Source organism: Notoacmeibacter sp. MSK16QG-6, from assembly GCF_024158145.1.
Lineage (GTDB): Bacteria > Pseudomonadota > Alphaproteobacteria > Rhizobiales > Rhizobiaceae > Notoacmeibacter.
The window spans coordinates 432,544-449,939 of record NZ_JAMYXM010000001.1; the positions used below are offsets into that span (position 1 = coordinate 432,544).

The 17,396-nt window shown below is 59.3% G+C and carries 15 protein-coding genes; 9 read left to right on the top strand and 6 right to left on the bottom strand.

Annotation, left to right across the window (positions count from 1 at the left end; all coding sequences use genetic code 11):
- Nucleotides 1-116: 116 nt before the first annotated feature.
- The 3 genes from ppdK to NIM86_RS02110 form a co-directional block, all read right to left on the bottom strand.
- Complete coding sequence (ppdK, locus tag NIM86_RS02100; RefSeq protein ID WP_256478315.1) at nt 117-2,828, bottom strand: pyruvate, phosphate dikinase; 2,712 nt, start codon at nt 2,826-2,828, stop codon at nt 117-119.
- A 107-nt stretch (nt 2,829-2,935) separates the two neighbouring features.
- Entirely contained in the window at nt 2,936-3,862 is a 927-nt protein-coding gene (locus NIM86_RS02105; protein ID WP_253378723.1) for a thioredoxin domain-containing protein, read from the bottom strand.
- 146 nt (nt 3,863-4,008) lie between these two features.
- Nucleotides 4,009-4,512 carry a DUF721 domain-containing protein gene (locus tag NIM86_RS02110; RefSeq protein WP_253378725.1) on the bottom strand — a complete coding sequence of 168 codons (504 nt, stop codon included), beginning with the start codon at nt 4,510-4,512 and terminating at the stop codon, nt 4,009-4,011.
- Between the two features lie 70 nt (nt 4,513-4,582).
- Here NIM86_RS02110 and mutY point away from each other — a divergent pair, with 70 nt between their 5' ends.
- Both mutY and NIM86_RS02120 read left to right on the top strand, forming a co-directional pair.
- The gene (gene mutY / locus NIM86_RS02115; protein WP_253378726.1) at nt 4,583-5,692 is read left to right on the top strand and encodes an A/G-specific adenine glycosylase; all 1,110 of its coding nucleotides are present in this window, start codon (nt 4,583-4,585) and stop codon (nt 5,690-5,692) included.
- A gap of 16 nt (nt 5,693-5,708) precedes the next feature.
- Complete coding sequence (locus NIM86_RS02120) at nt 5,709-6,317, top strand: HAD family phosphatase (RefSeq protein ID WP_253378727.1); 609 nt, start codon at nt 5,709-5,711, stop codon at nt 6,315-6,317.
- 9 nt (nt 6,318-6,326) lie between these two features.
- Here the strand turns inward: NIM86_RS02120 and NIM86_RS02125 are convergent, their stop codons facing one another.
- Nucleotides 6,327-7,484 (bottom strand): site-specific DNA-methyltransferase, encoded by a 1,158-nt coding sequence (locus tag NIM86_RS02125; RefSeq protein WP_253378728.1) that lies wholly within the window; start codon nt 7,482-7,484, stop codon nt 6,327-6,329.
- A gap of 161 nt (nt 7,485-7,645) precedes the next feature.
- On the opposite strand from NIM86_RS02125, the gene NIM86_RS02130 reads away from it, so the two are divergent.
- Both NIM86_RS02130 and NIM86_RS02135 read left to right on the top strand, forming a co-directional pair.
- Complete coding sequence (locus NIM86_RS02130) at nt 7,646-8,332, top strand: HAD family phosphatase (protein ID WP_253378729.1); 687 nt, start codon at nt 7,646-7,648, stop codon at nt 8,330-8,332.
- Between the two features lie 70 nt (nt 8,333-8,402).
- On the top strand, nt 8,403-8,735 hold the full coding sequence (locus NIM86_RS02135; protein ID WP_253378730.1) for a DUF1801 domain-containing protein: 333 nt from the start codon (nt 8,403-8,405) through the stop codon (nt 8,733-8,735).
- 4 nt (nt 8,736-8,739) lie between these two features.
- Here NIM86_RS02135 and NIM86_RS02140 read toward each other — a convergent pair whose 3' ends face one another.
- Nucleotides 8,740-9,342, bottom strand: coding sequence for a hypothetical protein (locus NIM86_RS02140; RefSeq protein WP_253378732.1), 603 nt, complete (start codon nt 9,340-9,342; stop codon nt 8,740-8,742).
- A gap of 183 nt (nt 9,343-9,525) precedes the next feature.
- Here NIM86_RS02140 and thrC point away from each other — a divergent pair, with 183 nt between their 5' ends.
- From thrC to NIM86_RS02160, 4 genes are read left to right on the top strand one after another with little or no spacing between them, the layout of a single operon-like run.
- Nucleotides 9,526-10,920 (top strand): threonine synthase, encoded by a 1,395-nt coding sequence (thrC, locus tag NIM86_RS02145; RefSeq protein WP_253380661.1) that lies wholly within the window; start codon nt 9,526-9,528, stop codon nt 10,918-10,920.
- Between the two features lie 55 nt (nt 10,921-10,975).
- Nucleotides 10,976-12,271, top strand: a complete 1,296-nt coding sequence (locus tag NIM86_RS02150; RefSeq protein WP_253378733.1) for a pitrilysin family protein — start codon at nt 10,976-10,978, stop codon at nt 12,269-12,271.
- Between the two features lie 15 nt (nt 12,272-12,286).
- Nucleotides 12,287-12,871 carry a GNAT family N-acetyltransferase gene (locus NIM86_RS02155; protein ID WP_253378735.1) on the top strand — a complete coding sequence of 195 codons (585 nt, stop codon included), beginning with the start codon at nt 12,287-12,289 and terminating at the stop codon, nt 12,869-12,871.
- Nucleotides 12,872-12,882: 11 nt separating this feature from the next.
- A complete protein-coding gene (locus NIM86_RS02160; RefSeq protein WP_371872824.1) occupies nt 12,883-15,789 on the top strand; it encodes a putative bifunctional diguanylate cyclase/phosphodiesterase in 2,907 nt (968 codons plus the stop codon).
- Nucleotides 15,790-15,806: 17 nt separating this feature from the next.
- Here the strand turns inward: NIM86_RS02160 and NIM86_RS02165 are convergent, their stop codons facing one another.
- The gene (locus NIM86_RS02165; RefSeq protein ID WP_253378737.1) at nt 15,807-16,382 is read right to left on the bottom strand and encodes a YqgE/AlgH family protein; all 576 of its coding nucleotides are present in this window, start codon (nt 16,380-16,382) and stop codon (nt 15,807-15,809) included.
- Nucleotides 16,383-16,525: 143 nt separating this feature from the next.
- Between NIM86_RS02165 and NIM86_RS02170 the strand changes: the two genes are divergently transcribed.
- Complete coding sequence (locus NIM86_RS02170) at nt 16,526-17,350, top strand: protein-disulfide reductase DsbD domain-containing protein (protein WP_253378739.1); 825 nt, start codon at nt 16,526-16,528, stop codon at nt 17,348-17,350.
- Nucleotides 17,351-17,396 lie beyond the last annotated feature (46 nt).

Genomic DNA, 17,396 nt, shown 5'->3' on the forward strand with positions numbered 1-17,396 from the left:
AATCTGGCGCGGGCGGGAGGCGGCGTAAAGCATCGATTGCAAATGCACCGCTTACGAGATCGGCAATTAGACAGGGAGGATGCCGTGGGAACCGGGGCAGTCATTGCTGCGCCAGATCAAGAAGAGGTGGACGCTTCCTTTAGCCGCAGCGCGGCCTGAGCTGCCGCCAGACGAGCAATCGGCACCCGGAAGGGCGAGCAGGAAACGTAATCAAGCCCGGTTTCTTCGCAGAACTCTATAGATTTTGGATCGCCGGCATGTTCGCCGCAAATGCCTGTCAGCAGGGTCGGCCTGACCTCTCTGCCTTTGATGCAGGCCATCCGGATCAATTCGCCCACGCCTTCAACGTCCAGCGTGATGAACGGATTTGCTTCGACGATGCCAGCCTGCCGATATGTTTCCAAAAACTGCGCCGCATCGTCTCGGCTGATGCCGAAGACAGTCTGTGTCAGGTCGTTCGTGCCGAAGGAAAAAAAATCGCAGGACTGAGCAATCAGGCTGGCGCGAACCGCCGCGCGCGGCAACTCGATCAGAATGCCGACCGTATATTGCACGCTCTGCCCGGTTTCCTTCATGACATCGCGCGCCACCCGGTCGATGATTTCCCGCAGAAACTCGACCTCGCGTTGCAAGCCGACAAGCGGCAGCATGATCTCCGGCTTTACGGGACGGCCTGTCCGTTGGCCTGCTTCGACCGCCGCCTCGAATATCGCACGGACCTGCATTTCAGGGATCGCTGGATAGGAGATGGCAACCCGCACGCCCCTATGGCCCAGCATAGGGTTGGTCTCGCGCAGCGTTTCGGCGCGGAATTCTATTTTTTCCACCGACACTCCCAACGCCTCCGCCGTCTCGCGCAGTTCATCGTCGGTGTGCGGCAGAAATTCGTGAAAAGGCGGGTCAAGCAGACGGATTGTGACGGGAAAGCCCGCCATCTGTTCGAAAAGTTCGACGAAGTCCCGCCTCTGGCTCGGCAAAAGCGTCAGAAGAGCCGACTCGCGATCGTCGTCGGTTTCGGCGAGAATGAGATGCCGCATAGCCAGAATACGTTCATCGCCGAAGAACATATGCTCTGTCCGGCAAAGGCCGATTCCTTCGGCGCCGAAATCGCGAGCCAGTTCCGCATCGCTCGCCACATCGATATTTGTGCGCACCTTCATGCGCCGCGTCGTGTCCGCCCATTCCAGAATGGTGCGAAAATCATCCGAAAGCTGCGGCTTGCGCATGGCGATGCTGCCGGCAAACACCTCGCCATTGGTGCCGTCGATAGTGATGATATCCCCTTCGTTGAAGGTCCGGCCCATCGTCGACAGCGTCTTCGCGCCGTAATCGACGCGAAGCGTTCCAGCACCTGAAACGCAAGGTTTGCCCATACCACGCGCCACGACCGCCGCATGGCTCGTGGTTCCTCCGCGCGTGGTCAAAATGCCCTCGGCCGCGCTCATTCCGTGAATGTCTTCCGGACTGGTTTCGGTGCGTACGAGTATGATCTTCTTGCCGCGCTCGGCGAGTTCGGCCGCCTCGTCGGGCGAAAAGACAATCTGGCCGGAAGCGGCGCCGGGCGCAGCCGGTAGACCGCTGGCAATATGATCGCGCTGCGCATCCGGATCGATCGACGCATGAAGCAGGCTGACGAGCGATAGCGGATCAATCCGCACAAGCGCGTCGTTACGTGTAATGAGACCGGCTTCGGCCATCTCGACAGCAATGCGCAGCGCAGCGCCAGCCGAACGCTTGGCGGCGCGCGTCTGCAATATATAGAGCGTACCGCTTTCCACAGTGAACTCGATATCCTGCATGTCGCCATAGTGAGCTTCGAGCCGTTCGGCGACAGCCTTCAGTTCTTCATACGCTTTCGGGAACATCGTCTGCATCGAACGGTCGTCGCCTTGCTCGCAATGACCGGTCGCCTGCCCGCTGGATAGGGGCAGCGGTGTCCGCATGCCCGACACGACATCTTCGCCTTGAGAACGGGGCAGATACTCGCCGTAGAGCATCTTTACACCCGTGTTCGGCTCACGCGTGAAGCAGACGCCCGTCGCCGACCGATCATCGCGATTGCCAAAAACCATTGACTGGATCGTGACAGCCGTGCCGTCCCGATCGTGCAAGCCGTGCAAGGCGCGAAAAGCGATTGCCCGCGGGTTCATCCAGGAACCGAGAACGGCGCGGATCGCGCCGCGCAATTGCGTTTCGACATTCTGCGGAAAGGGCTCACCCAGCTCCTCATCGATGAAAGCCAGATAGCGAGCGACCACCGCCTTCCAGTCCTCAGCGGTCATTTCCGCGTCACTGTCCCGACCCAGCCGTTCGCGCTCCTCCTCGATAATCTCTTCGAAGAACTCAAGATCGAGACGCAGGACCGTGTCCGCATACATTTGAATAAAGCGGCGATAGCTGTCCCAGGCGAAACGGCCATCGCCTGTCTCTTCCGCCAGAGCTTCCACGGCGCTGTCATTGAGGCCGAGGTTGAGGATCGTATCCATCATCCCAGGCATCGATGCACGCGCGCCCGACCGAACCGCCAGCAAAAGACTGTTCCGCCCTGCCCCGAAACGTCGGCCGGTCGTCTTTTCCAGACGCTCCATGGCCTGACGCACTTGATCCTCTACCCCGTCAGGCACCACGCGATGCTGGCTGAAATAGCGGCAGACTTCGGTGGTCAGAGTGAACCCAGGCGGCACCGACAGGCCAAGCGACGACATCTCGGCGAGATTGGCGCCTTTCCCGCCAAGGAAATCCGCCATATCAGCCGATCCGTCCGCAGCGCCCGCTCCAAAGGAGAAAACGTAACGCTCAGGCGCTTGTCGTTTTTCGCCCGCCACCATCGATCCTGTGTTGGCCTCCCTTGCAGCAACCAACACGATTATTACAGTTTTCGCAAATGCGAAAAGCCGTTTCGCGATGCGAAACGGCTGGATATTCGTACAATTGGTTACTTGGCGGCAACCTGATCGATCAGTGCCGCCATCTGCCCGGCGGTCAGCGCACCGGCATATTTCTTACCGTCAATGAAAAAGGTCGGCGTCGCCTGAACCTCGAATTCCTCGCTGGCCTGTTTACGGACCGCGTTGATATTATCGAGCAGCGCCTGATCTTTCAGGCAGGCGTCGAAGGACTCCTCTGTGAAGCCCGCGATCTTAACGGTGTCAAAAAGAGATTTGGCCGCATTTTCCGGTTCGGCACGCGCCCAGACATCCTGACGGTCGAACAGAACATCCACGACAGGGAAGTATTTATCCTCTGAACAGCGAGCGAGCATAAAGGCGGCCGTGGCGCGAGGATCGAGCGGAAACTCCCGAAGGATAAACCGTACTTTTCCCGTCTGAATGAACGCCTCGTTTATCTTCGGAAATGTCTCCTCGTGAAAAGCCCGGCAATGACCGCAGGTCATCGACGCATATTCCACGATTGTCACCGGCGCATCCTCACTTCCGAGCACCATGTCCGGCAGGCTGGTATTCTGAAGCAGCTTTTCCATATCCACCGTGCCTTCCGGCTCCGGCAGTTCAGCGCGTTCGATTTCCTCGGCGGCAGGGGAGGCGTCAGACGCGTCGGCTTTGGCTGTGTCTTCGGCTGGCTCACTGGTGGATTCGGATTCCGATGCATCGGGGGTCGCAGAAGCGTCCGAACTCGGCTTTTCCTCGGCTGCGCTATCGGCCTGCGCCAATTCAACGCTCTCACTTTCTGGCGAGGCGGTCTCGGCAGGCTGCGCGGCCGTCGATGCCGTGATTTCGTTGTCGGTGGCGGTCGAAGCGGCAGTCTCGTCCGAACTGTCGGAGCACCCGGCAACACCCACGGCAAGAAAACCGGCGGCGGAAAGAGCAATCAAGCTTGAAGAGCGGAAGAAACGGAAATCCATTACAGGCCTTTCATAGGTCGCAGCGCGGACCGGCAGGCCGCGTCTTTCAATTGTCTCATGCCTTGCCGCAAAAGGCGGCGAGAGCATGACGTGGAAATATGTCCAGACTCTATCAAATCCAGCCAAGACAGACGTTCTCGACCGTTTCAAGGCTTGCTTTCGCTCTTGACCGCGCGGCCGAGCCTTTCAAGCGCCTGGCGAAGCTTGTCACTCTCGATCTCGGCAAGGCTTTCAGTCAGTTCTTCTTCTTCGTCACACCGTAACGAGCGTAGCGTGGGTCGTGCCTTTCTGCGCTCCGGCACCGTGACCGGGCGCTGGACAAGCTTGATCCGCTCAATTGCTCCATAACCGAGGAAAGTGTTGACCCGCGAGATCAGCTCGCCCGTCTCGTGCTGAATGGCGAGCGCCGCATAACCTTCGGCAGCGATGACAAGCGTTGCCGGCTTGAACGGATCGTCTTCGGAGGAGCGGCGCGGCCAAACGATCTTTTCGGGTCGTGATAGGCGCGCCAGCCGCCGGCCCGCGATTTCCTCCCAACCCTCTATCAATTCCAGCGAAACGCCTGTCTTCTTGCGCAGAACCGGATCTACCAGTCGCGAGACAAGGTCTGAGACGGCCTGCGCATTGCGTTTGCGATAGTGTTTGGCCATATCGTTTCTGCTGCACTCCCTGCGGCGTCCCGTCCGTTGCATTTCCTAGCACAAGGCCTGAACCTGCGATATGGCATCTACCTCAGAGAGAGGCCGCAAGGGTCCTGTCCAATCTGATGCTATATCCCCTCTTTTGCTGGGCTGGTACGACAGCCATGCTCGGGTGCTGCCCTGGCGGGTGTCGCCATCCGATATCGCTAAGGGAGTTCGGCCCGACCCCTATCGCGTCTGGCTGTCGGAGATCATGCTGCAGCAGACCACCGTTGCGGCGGTGAAGGCCTATTTCGAAAAGTTCGTCGCGACATGGCCGACGGTCGACGACCTCGCCGGTGCATCGGATGACAGCGTCATGGCGGCGTGGGCCGGGCTTGGCTATTATTCGCGGGCGCGCAATCTGCTGGCCGCGGCCCGGCAAGTCAGCAAAGCGGGCGGCGGCTTTCCGACCGATGCTGCCGGGCTAAAGACGCTACCGGGCGTCGGCGATTATACGTCAGCCGCCATCGCCGCCATCGCTTTCGACCAATCTATCGCCGTCATCGATGGCAATGTTGAGCGCGTTGCCAGCCGGCTCGTTGCTTTGGACGAGCCGGTAAAGACAGCGAAAAAGCTGGTCCATCGGTTCGTTTCGGACATCACCCCTTCGCAACGGCCCGGCGACTTCGCACAAGCCATGATGGATCTTGGAGCGACGATCTGCACGCCGAAGCGGCCGGCATGTGCGCTTTGCCCGATCAACGCGCATTGCATCGCGTTCAGGGAAGGGCCGGACCCTGCGAGCCTGCCTATCAAGCTTCCCAAAAAGGCGCGCCCTGCCCGGCTCGCCGGCGCCTATATCGCCGAACGATCGTCGGACGGCGCGATCATGCTGGTGCGGCGACCATCCTCAGGCCTTCTCGGTGGTATGGCGGGGCCGTATCTGACCGACTTCTCCTCCAAGCACGATGGTGAGACCGGAGAGATTGCCGCGCCATTCGAAGGGGACTGGATCGATTGCGGCTTGGCCGAACACGGGTTCACTCATTTTCAGTTGACGCTGGAAGTGATGTGGGCGCGCATAGATGGCAAATCCGCCCTGCCGGATGGTGCCTTCTGGTGCCCGCGGGACAAGCTTTCCGACGCCGCACTTCCGACAGTCATGAAGAAAGCAATCGTCGCCGCTATACCCGACGCATTCCGTTGAAAGGGAAGCCGAACCGATGAGCATTCATCACATTGTTTTCGATATTGGCCGGGTGCTGATCCACTGGGATCATCACGCCGCCTATCTTGAGGCCCTGCCCGACGAAGAGGCACGACTGCGCTTTTTTGAGGACGTGGATTTTCAGGGATGGAACCTTCAGCAGGATGCGGGTCGGAGCTGGGCGGAGGGGGAGAGAGACCTTGCTGCACAGTTTCCGCACTATGAAGAGCTTATCCGCCTGTTCCGCAAGAATTGGCACCTGACCGTGCCGCACGCCATCGACGAGAGCGTGGCGATCATGCGCGACCTCATCGATTGCGGCTATGACGTGACGCTTCTGACCAACTGGTCAGCCGATACATACCCCATCGCGACCGAGCGTTACGGCTTTCTCGCAGAGCCGCGCGGCGTGACCGTTTCCGGAGAAATCCGAATGGTGAAGCCCGATCCGGCCATCTACGATCACCATCAGCGGACTTTCGAACTCGATCCGGAGAGAACGCTTTTTATCGACGATTCCGAACGCAATGTGAAAGCCGCCCGCGCTTTTGGCTGGCAGGCCGTTCTGTTCGTTTCGCCCGGCCAGCTTCGCGCCGATCTTCGCGATCACGGCATTTCGACTTAAGGCAGACGTTCATCCGCCGTTTCGTGCTATCTGCCTGCGGATAATGGCGCGCAGCGCATCGATCGACTCACGGCCATCGCCATTGTCATAATGCCAAAACGTCCATCCGTTGCAGGCTTCAAACCCCTGCACACGCGCGCCGACACGGTGGATCGAGCCTTCATGCTCGCCAGCGACCAGCGTGCCGTCAGCCCGCACAGTCGCCGAATGACGGCTTTTGGCATCGGTCAGCACCGCGCCCGGCTGCAGCAAACCGGCTTCCAGCAATGAGAGAAAGGCGACGCGCGGTTCGGCCCGCTTCGGCATCAGTTGACGCAGATCGACCGAATGCAGCGGTTCGATGCAATCTATGCGGGCTTGGGCCGCGTCGATATATTCCTGCTCTCTTTCGATGCCGACGAAGTGGCGGCCGAGCTTTTTGGCGACTGCTCCGGTCGTTCCGGTACCGAAGAAGGGATCGAGAACCACATCGCCGGGCTTGCTGGACGCCATCATGATACGGGCCAGGAGCGCTTCGGGCTTTTGTGTCGGATGGACTTTCTGCCCGTCATCGTTTTTCAGCCGTTCGCCACCCTGGCAAATCGGGAAAAGCCAGTCGGACCGCATCTGCGTGTCGTCATTGGCGGCCTTCATCGCTTCGTAGTTGAAGGTGTAGCTCTTGGCCTTCTCGTTCTTCGAGGCCCAGATCATGGTTTCATGGGCATTCTGGAATCGGCGGCCGCGAAAGTTCGGCATCGGATTGGTCTTGCGCCAGACCACATCGTTGAGGATCCAGTAGCCGAGATCCTGCATCGTCGCGCCCACGCGGAAGATATTGTGATAGCTGCCGATCACCCAGATCGTGCCGGTCGGCTTCAGCACGCGCCTCGCGGCGAGCATCCAGGCGCGCGTGAAAGCGTCGTAGGCGGCGAAACTTTCGAACTGATCCCAATGGTCGTCGCAGGCATCGACACGGGACTGGTCCGGCCGATGCAGATCGCCGCCGAGCTGCAGATTGTAGGGCGGATCGGCGAAGATCAGATCAACAGAGGCATCGGGCAGCTTGTCCAGCGCCGCAACGCAGTCGCCTTTGATGATCGTGTCAAGGTGACGCGCGAGCTCCGGCTCATGCGCAGAAGGTGCGGCGGCGGACAGATTGGCCTTAGCGGCAGACAGTTTGGAAGCCATGAACTCAATACTCGGATACGCAACAGACGCGCCCATGGTTATCGAACAGGATGAAGATTGCGTGAATGGTGTGCCGAAACGGTTCATGCGGGTTGAAGCGACGAAGCCCTAGACGATATAGGCCGCTGCGTTCGACAGCCTCCAGCAGAAAGCTCCAAACCATGTCCTCTCCCGAATTCGTCATCTTCGACTGCGACGGCGTTCTCGTCGACTCCGAGGTGATCGCCTCGCGCGTCGATGCCAAGCTGCTTTCGTCCATCGGCTATGACATTACACCCGAAGAGATGTCGGAGCGGTTTGCCGGACTGACCTTCAAGGATATTCTGCTGGCGGTGGAAGCCGAAGCGAATATCCCCATCCCGGCTTCATTGCTCGGCGACGCCGACAAGGAGATCGACCGCCGCCTGCGCCGCGAGGTCAAAAGCATAGAAGGCGCGGCTTGGTTGCTGCAGTCGGTCGGACTACCCTTCGCGATATGCTCCAACTCCGGCTACGAGCGTCTCGACATCACTCTCACGGCGACCGGCCTGAAACCGCTGGTGCCAGCGCTCTACAGCGCCAAGGACGAAGATGGCGTGATGGAAAAGCCAGCGCCCGACATCTACCTGATGGCCGCAGAGAAAGCCGGCGCCAGTCCGGGCCGAACCTTTGTGCTCGAGGATTCCACGCATGGCGTTCACGGCGCCAGCCGCGCCGGGATGCGTGTGATCGGATTCACCGGCGGCAGCCACACCTATCTCGGTCATGCCGACAAGCTATTGGAAGCAGGCGCCGAAACGGTCATCGCCAAACTGCGCGATTTTCCTGCTACCGTGGAGGCGCTAGGCAGCTTCGGCCGACTTGGCTGACCGGCGATCTGGCCATTGCGGCACTGGCGAGCGATAATTGTTTGACGCGATCAGACAGTGCGAGGCCGGCATGAGCGATGACAGCCCATTCACGATACTATGCGACCTGCTGCGCCCCTATTCTTCAGACATGACGGTTCAGGCCGATACCGAAAACACCTTTCTTCTGGAAGAGGAGAGATCGGGCGAAAAGCCGCAAATGTTCGCGCGGGTGCATATCGGAAAGCGATATACCAGCTTTCATCTCATGCCGATCTACTGCCACCCCGGCCTGCTCGACGGAATGAGCGAACAGTTACGAAAACGAATGCAGGGCAAATCCTGCTTCAATTTCACAAGCGGGGAGCAAATTCCCCGCGATGAACTGCAAGATCTGATCCGCCGCAGCTACGAGAGCCTTTGAGGCCTCAGTTCGTTGCCGCGCGACCTTTCTTCGGACCTTCGTCAAAACCGGCATAGATGAGAATATTGCGCGCATCTGGCTGATCGATGCTGACGCCTGTATCGGTGTAGATGAATTGCGTCGCGCCACTGGTGTTCGCATCAACAGAGAACGGCTTGATTTCCGAATAGAGAACTTCATCACCCTTCAGCGCCGCTACACGGATCGGCAACTGCACGGTACCGCTGCTGCCTTTCGGACCGAGCAAGACCCGCCCGGCAACCGCCACCGTCATGGCAAGGCGACCGTTCTCATATTTGCATTGGCGCGAAACATCCGTGATCGACGCCTGATAGCGCACATTCTGCGAACTCTCCTCACCGTCATAGGTGTTGAAATAGGCGGTGCCGTCGCGCAGTTGCACTCTCGGGCAGTAGCCCCGCAGTTCCTCGAAAGAAACCCGCTCCAGATCGCTATTGTCCTTTTCAGACTGCGATACGTCGAGACCGTCCGTCGAACTCTGGCACGCCGCAAGAGTGGCGCCGATCAGTATTACAGCCGCTGCGCGCAGCATCGTCGCGCCATCGCTTTTGAAAATCATCACCCGCAACCCCATACGCCAATTCATTTGCCGGCCTGTCCTATCGTTTATGGCCCAGGATGAAAACCGTTTCGATTGGGCCAAAGCAAGGCAAGCGCAAGATGGCGGAAAAAGACAGCCGTTTGCATCGCCACCTGCATGGCCTATACCGGCGCGGAAAACTCACCAATGACCGACGGATCGCTCCGGCGGTTCTGCCCGGACATGACGATGGATTATGTTTCAACGCGGGGCGAGGCCCCGTCCCTTCCATTCCGAGACGCCCTTCTAACCGGACTGGCGCGTGATGGCGGCCTATATCTGCCGCGGCAATGGCCGCAATTCAGTGCTGACGAAATTCGCGCAATGGCGGAACTTCCCTATGCGGAACTCGCGGTGCGCGTGCTGTGGCCCTTTGTCGAAGGCGAGATCGAACGGGATGCGTTCGAGGAGATCGTTCGCGACGCCTACGCGACATTCTCCCATGAGGCCATCTGTCCGTTGACCCAGACGGGCCATAACCGCTTCGTTCTGGAACTCTTCCACGGGCCGACGCTCGCCTTCAAGGACGTCGCCATGCAGCTTCTGGCGCGTATGATGGATCACGTCCTCGCCGAGCGCGACGAGCGGGCGACCATCGTCGGCGCTACGTCGGGCGATACGGGAGGCGCGGCTATCGACGGCTTTGGCGGGCGAGACCGAACTGACATCTTCATCCTCTTTCCGCATGGTCGCGTATCGCCGGTTCAGCAACGCCAGATGACCACATCACCGCATGGCAATGTTCATGCGCTCGCCGTCGAGGGCAATTTCGACGATTGCCAGAACCTCGTCAAAGCGATGTTCAACCACCATGCTTTCCGCGATTCGGTGCGTTTATCCGGGGTCAACTCGATCAACTGGGCGCGCATCATGGCGCAGATCGTCTATTATTTCTCCAGCGCGATCAGCCTTGGCGCACCGGATCGCCCGGTCTCCTTCACCGTGCCGACGGGCAATTTCGGCGACGTCTTCGCAGGTTACTGCGCCAAGCGGATGGGCCTGCCGATCGACCGTCTGGTGGTCGCGACCAATGCCAATGACATTCTGGCGCGCACCCTGGAGAGCGGCGCCTATTCCATGGAGGGCGTTGTCGCAACCACCTCACCCTCAATGGACATTCAAATCTCTTCCAATTTCGAGCGCCTTCTCTTTGAAGCCGGAGAACGCGATGCGGCACAGGTACGCCGCTCCATGGATCTGCTTTTGCAGAGCCGGCGCTTCATGCTGGATGAGACAGTCTTGTCCGCGATTCGCAGCGAATTCGATGCCGACAGGGCAAGCGAGGAAGAAATCGCGGCGGAAATCTCTCAGACCTGGAAAGCGAACGGCTATCTGCTCGATCCTCATTCGGCGGCCGCCCATGCGGTGGCGCGACGGTTCGCAGAACCGGCAGTGCCCATGGTCGTCCTGGCGACGGCTCATCCCGCAAAATTTCCAGATGCAGTCAAAGCCGCCAGTGGGGTATCGCCAGACCTGCCCAATCACCTTTCGGATCTGATGGAGCGGCGCGAACGTTACGAAGTCCTTTCCCCAGAGCTTGAAATGGTGGAGGATCATATCAGGGAACGGAGCCGGGCCGGTTGAGGAAGCCGAAACCTCCGTTCGGAGTTCAGTAGAGAGTGAGTTGGGAGGAACGACATTGAGGGTTCAGACGACAACACTTGCGAACGGCCTAATCGTCGCGACGGAAACCCGGTCGCATGTTGAAAGCGTTGCCCTTGGGCTCTGGAACAATAGCGGCTCGCGTCATGAGCGTCCGGACGAGCACGGTATCGCCCATTTGCTGGAACATATGGCGTTTAAGGGCACCAGACGTCGCAGCGCAGAAGATATCGCTTTCGAAATCGAAAATGTCGGTGGCGAAATCAATGCCTCGACCTCGGTGGAAACCACCTCATTCTTCGCGCGCGTTCTGAAGGAGGATGTCGGCCTCGCGACAGATATCCTTTGTGACATTCTACGTGACTCCGTTTTTGACGAAGACGAACTGCAGCGCGAGAAGCACGTCATTGTGCAGGAAATCGGCGCAGCCATGGACACGCCGGACGACATCGTCTTCGACCGTTTTGCCGAGACTGCCTTTCAAGGCCAGCCGGTCGGCCGCTCCGTGCTAGGCACGCGCGAGACGATCGAGGAATTTTCATCTGAGCAGCTTCGATCCTATCTGGACCGGGAATATGGCGCCGATCGAATGATCGCGGTCGCCGTCGGCGCGGTCGAGCATGAGGATTTCCTGCGTGAGATCGAAAGCCGCCTTGGCGATCTCGGTTTTCACAGTGGTGACGACACGTCGCCCGAAGCTGTCTATACAGGCGGCGATTTCCGCGAGACACGCAGTCTGCTGGATGCGCAAATCCTGATCGGTTTCGAAGGCAAACCTTTCTTGGCCCGCGATTTCTATGCCAGCCAGCTTCTGGCTACCGTCCTTGGCGGCGGTATGAGTTCGCGGCTATTCCAGGAAGTGCGTGAGCGGCGCGGTCTTTGTTATTCCGTTTCCGCCTTTCATTGGAGTTTTTCAGATACGGGCCTGTTCGGCATTCACGCCGCGACAGGCGAAGAGGACATCGCCGATCTGGTGCCGGTTATCCTCGAAGAAATGATGGAGTTGCCCAACAGCGTCCGCAAGGATGAAGTGGACCGCGCCCGCGCCCAATTGCGCGCCAGCCTCTTTATGAGCGGCGAAAGTTCGATGAGCCGCGCCAGTCAGATCGCGCGCCAGTTGCTGATCCATGGGCGGGTTCTACCGCGTCAGGAGATTATGGACCGTCTCTCCGACATCTCCGTGGACCGGGTGGGCGATCTCGCCTATCGCACCTTTAGCGGCAGCGCACCCACGGTGGCGGCGATCGGTCCGCTCAACCCGCTGCTTTCATACGACGATTTCCACAGCAGTCTGCATATGCCGACAGAGATACGGCGCGCCGCCGCGTCATGATGGTGTCGGCCCGCCATGCTCGACCGCCTTCTGAAACCTCAAATCCGTCTCAAGGGACGTGAGGTCACCTTACGTCTGCCACAGCCCGCCGACTTCAGCGACTGGGCGAATTTGCGGATGAGAAGCCGGTCTTTCCTGGAGCCGTGGGAGCCCAAGTGGCCCGAGCCACCCTTCTCGCGGCGGGAGTTCATCCAAACGGTCCGCCGGCAGACCGGCGAAGCGCGCGCCAAGAAGGCCTACAGCTTTTTCATCGTTTCGGACGATGGCACTTTGATGGGCGGAATTACACTTTCCAACATCCGATACGGCGTCTGCCAGAATGGCGAAATCGGATATTGGATGGGCGAACCCTTTGCCGGCAACGGCTATATGCACGATGCAATCGACACGCTGTGCGAGTTTGGTTTCCGGCAACTGCGTTTGCATCGCATTCAGGCAGCCTGTATCCCCGGCAACGAACGTTCCGAACGTCTGCTCAAAAAAGCCGGATTTGAGCGCGAAGGGCTATTGCGATCCTATCTGCTGATCGGCGGCGCGTGGCGGGATCACCATCTTTACGCCCGGCTCAGCGGCGAGGATGGCAGGCTGGGGCCAATTTGAGGGAGCGGGAAGTGACGCGCAACGAAGCGCAGACTGACTATTGGCATTGGCTAGCGGCGTTTTTCGTGCTGCTTGCCGGGCTTCTCACGCCCGCATCCGGCCTTCTTCATGCGCAGGACAATACGATTCGCGTCGAAGCCGACGATCTCGCGCTCGACCTGTCCCGCGCGGTGGCGATCACGTCCAACGGCTCACGAACGTTTCAGGTTTCGGCAGCGCCGGGCGAAGACGGAATCGTTCGCAGGATCGAGGTCGAGGCACTTGGCAGCCCGCCTTCAGGCCACTGGGCCGTGTTATCGCTCGCTAATGCCAGCGAGCAACAGATCGACCGGCTGATCGTCGCGCCTCACTACCGGCTGGTTGGTTCCGGGCTCTGGAAACCCGATCTCGGTGCGCAGCGCATCGTCAATATCACCCCATCAGAGGGGTTCGCGCTGGACCGCCAACAGAGCGACGACGCTGATATCTTCAATCTGACGCTCAACCCCAACAGCGTCGTCACGCTTGTCCTCGAACTGTCGACGCCCGATCTGCCACAGCTCTATATCTGGGAGCCGGAAGCCTATAAGGACACGATCAACGCCTACACGCTGTTTCGCGGTATCGTCATCGGCATTTCGGGACTGCTGGCTCTTTTCCTGACCATTCTGTTCGTGGTGCGCGGAACGGTCATGTTTCCGGCTGCCGCGGCGCTGGCCTGGGCCGTTCTCTTCTACATATCGGTCGATTTCGGATTTCTGGACCGGCTTGTCGGCATAGCAGTGGGTAGCGAACCGGTTTGGCGAGCAACAGCGGAGATCGGGCTGGCGGGAACACTCGTCATCTTTCTGTTCGCCTATTTGAATCTTTCGCGCTGGCACAAACATTTCAGCCACGCAGCGCTCGTCTGGCTCACAGCTCTCGGCTGCCTTGTCGCGCTCGCGATTTTCTACCCCAATTTCTCCGCAGGTGTAGCGCGCATCTCGCTGGCGCTGACAGCGGCTGTCGGGCTCGGCGTGATCGTTTGGCAGGCCACTCACCGATACGACAGGGCGATCATGCTGGTGCCAAGCTGGGTGGCCGTCGTTGCATGGATCGTCGCCATGGGAATGACCGTGGCTGGCTCCATCGACAATGATGTCGTGCAACCGGCCCTTGGCGGCGGACTGGTGCTTATCGTTCTTCTGATCGGCTTCACCGTCATGCAGCATGCCTTCTCGGGCGGCGCGGTTCGCCAGGGACTGTTTTCCGATGTCGAGCGCCAGGCCCTGGCGATGACGGGATCGGGCGATGTCGTTTTCGACTGGGATGTGCTGAGCGACCGTATCGTGACGCGGCCCGACGTCGCGCCGATGATCGGATTGCATCGCAACGCCCTTCGCGGGCCGGCCCGCAACTGGGTCGAAGCCATGCATATCGACGATCGCGACCACTTCCGCACGACGCTGGATATGATTCTGGAGCATCGGCGGGGGCGCATTCGCCAGGATTTTCGTTTGCGGGGCGAAGACGGCCATTACCATTGGTATAGCCTCAAAGCGCGGCCTGTCGTCGGCGCCGATGGCGAGGTCGTCCGCTGCGTCGGCACGATGAGCGAGATTACCGAGCAGAAGAAGGCGGAAGAGCGGCTGCTCTACGACTCGGTCCACGATCACATGACCGGTCTGCCCAACCGCGAGCTTTTCATGGATCGGCTGACGTCGCTGATCGCGACGGCCAGAGAGGACGACCGTATCCGCCCGACAGTGCTGGCGATCGACATCGACCGCTTCAAAACGGTCAACGAATCGCTCGGCATCTCGGTGGGCGATACCATCCTTCTGACCGTGGCGCGGCGTCTCGCCCGCATTTGCCGCAGCGAAGACACGCTGTCGCGTTTCTCTGGCGATCACTTCATGATTTCGCTGGCAGGGCGGCCCGACCCATCCGAGGTGAAAGCCTTCACCGCCCAAGTGAAAAAGACGATTTCCGCACCCATCAATTTCGCCAATCAGGAAATCGTGCTGACACCATCCATTGGCGTGGCCGGCTGGACGCAGCAACATGGTAGCGCTCAGGACTTGGTGAAGGATGCGGAGCTTGCGCTGCATCAGGCCAAGCGTTTCGGCGGCGACCGGATTGAGCCTTTCCGACCGGCATTCCGAACGCTCGGCTCCGATCATCTGCACATTGAGGCCGATCTGCATCGTGCGCTCGACAATGGCGAATTACACGTTCTCTATCAGCCGATCATCAGCGTCCGAACGATGAGCGTGGCGGGTTTCGAGGCGCTCATACGCTGGAACCATCCCAAACGCGGGCCTATCGCGCCGTCCGATTTCGTACCTATTGCCGAGAATTCGGGGCTGATCGCCCGTCTCGGCCTGTTCGTCATGCAGCGAGCTGCCGACGATATCGCCACGATTTCACGCAATAGCGGGCGCGACGACATATATGTTGCCGTCAATTTGTCATCGAGCCAGTTCCTTCGTCAGGATCTCGTCTCCGACGTGAAATCCGTCCTGACGCGGACAGGGGTGAAGCCGGAGACCTTTCGTCTGGAACTGACCGAATCGATGGTGATGAGCAATCCGGAGCAGAATGCGCGTGTTCTTGAGCGGCTAGACGCCTTGGGAATCGGGCTTTCCATCGATGATTTCGGTACAGGTTATTCGGCGCTATCCTATCTGACGCGCTTTCCGTTCGACTGCATCAAAATCGACCGGTCATTCGTCATCGATCGGTCAGAGCGCTCGCAGGCTCTTCTACGGTCATTGATAAGCCTTGGACATGAGGTGGGGATGAGCATCGTAGTCGAGGGAGTCGACGACGACGAAACGCTCGCCCTACTGCAGGAAACAGGCTGCGACTACATTCAAAGTTTCATGTTCGGCAAGCCGGTCGACATTCACACCGCGCAGGAATACTGCGCCAGAGAGACCTCGGCCGCAGCGCAATAGCGTTACATCTCAGCCGCTCAAGCGTTTCCCGCCACCGTACTGAGATTGACCGGATTGATGCCTAGAAGGCCGAGAGCGCCGGGCCAGATCTCATCGAGCGGGCTATCGAAGATCAGATCGGACGGTGCGTCTGCGACAAGCCATCCGTTCTGTGCAATTTCCTCTTCAAGCTGGCCGGCATCCCAGCCGGCGTAGCCGAGCGCCATGATCGCTTTCTGAGGCCCGGAGCCATCGCTGATGGCGCGAAGAATATCGACGGTCGCGGTCAGACGGAGCCCATCGGACACATCCAGCGAGGAGGAAAGGGAATAATCGTCGCTGTGTAGTACAAAGCCGCGACTGCGATCGACGGGTCCGCCATCGCGCACGATCATTTCCCGCGCGCCACGGGGCAAATGGATTGGCTCATCCTCATCGATCAGGCCGATCTGCATCAGAAGATCAGCGAAACCCAGCTCCTGCCCACGGTTGATAACGATCCCCATTGCACCCTCGTCCGAATGGGCGCAGAGCACGATCACCGCGCGTGCAAAGCGTTCGTCCGGCATATCCGGCATGGCGATCAGAAATTTGCCTTCAAGAGAACCGCGCATCTTTTTGTCCTTTGAACAGCCCAGCCTAACGAGAGATTGACCGCTGTAAAGGGAAACATCTTCTTCGAACCATGCCCCGAAGCAGCCCATATTCGCGGTATGCTAACGACAGAAAGCGTTTATGAGCGGCAGCGGAGCGTTGAATGCGGGCAACTTTTTTCGGCTTGATCCTTACTCCGATCCTCACGCTTTTGATGACTGCGGCTACTATGGCCGGCGTTGGCTCGTGGACCGAATTTGAGGGTGGCCGAGCGCGTCTTCTGGCCGGTGGCGATCCATCTGCAAGGACTGGGCAAGCCTGGCTTGAGATAGAGTTGGAAGCCGGCTGGAAAACCTACTGGCTGGAGCCGGGCGATGGCGGCGTACCGCCATCCGTCACTCTCCGAAAAGGTGGGGAAACGATAAAGCCCGAGCTGGCCATGCCAGCGCCCTCCCGATTTCGCGAGCCCAACACGATTTGGGCCGGCTATAAGGACCGAACGTACATTTCGATGACCTATCCGCAGGCGGAGACGCTGCTTTCGACGCCTCTTCACGCTTCTGCCTTTCTTGGCATCTGTCGCGAAATTTGCATTCCGGTCGAGATCGATCTCACAGCGCCGCTCGAAGACGGCGAAAAGCTATCGGCGGCAACAGATGAGCTCTATCGGTCGGCCAAGCTCCCTGAACCGTTCGCGTCGGAGGGGCTGCTTCCACTTATCGAAAAGCAGGACGAAACCTTCACCGTCACATTCGAAGGAACGGCGCTGCGAGGTGCGAAGGACGCCGAACTCTTCGTCGCATCCGCACCTAAAGGACTGCGCCTCGCCACACCGTTAGCCGTTTCCGATAATGGCGATGGCGTGTTGCAGTTCGAAATTCCAATTCTTCGAGAGAAGGCGGCGATAGAAAGCGGCGAAGTCAGCCTGTTGCTCAGCCTGGGTGGCGACAGCTATCATGGTACCGCGCTGCTCCCGCAATCAAAATGAGAAGAGCCTTGCTTTCCCATTCAACGCTCTAATTCACGCCGGATGG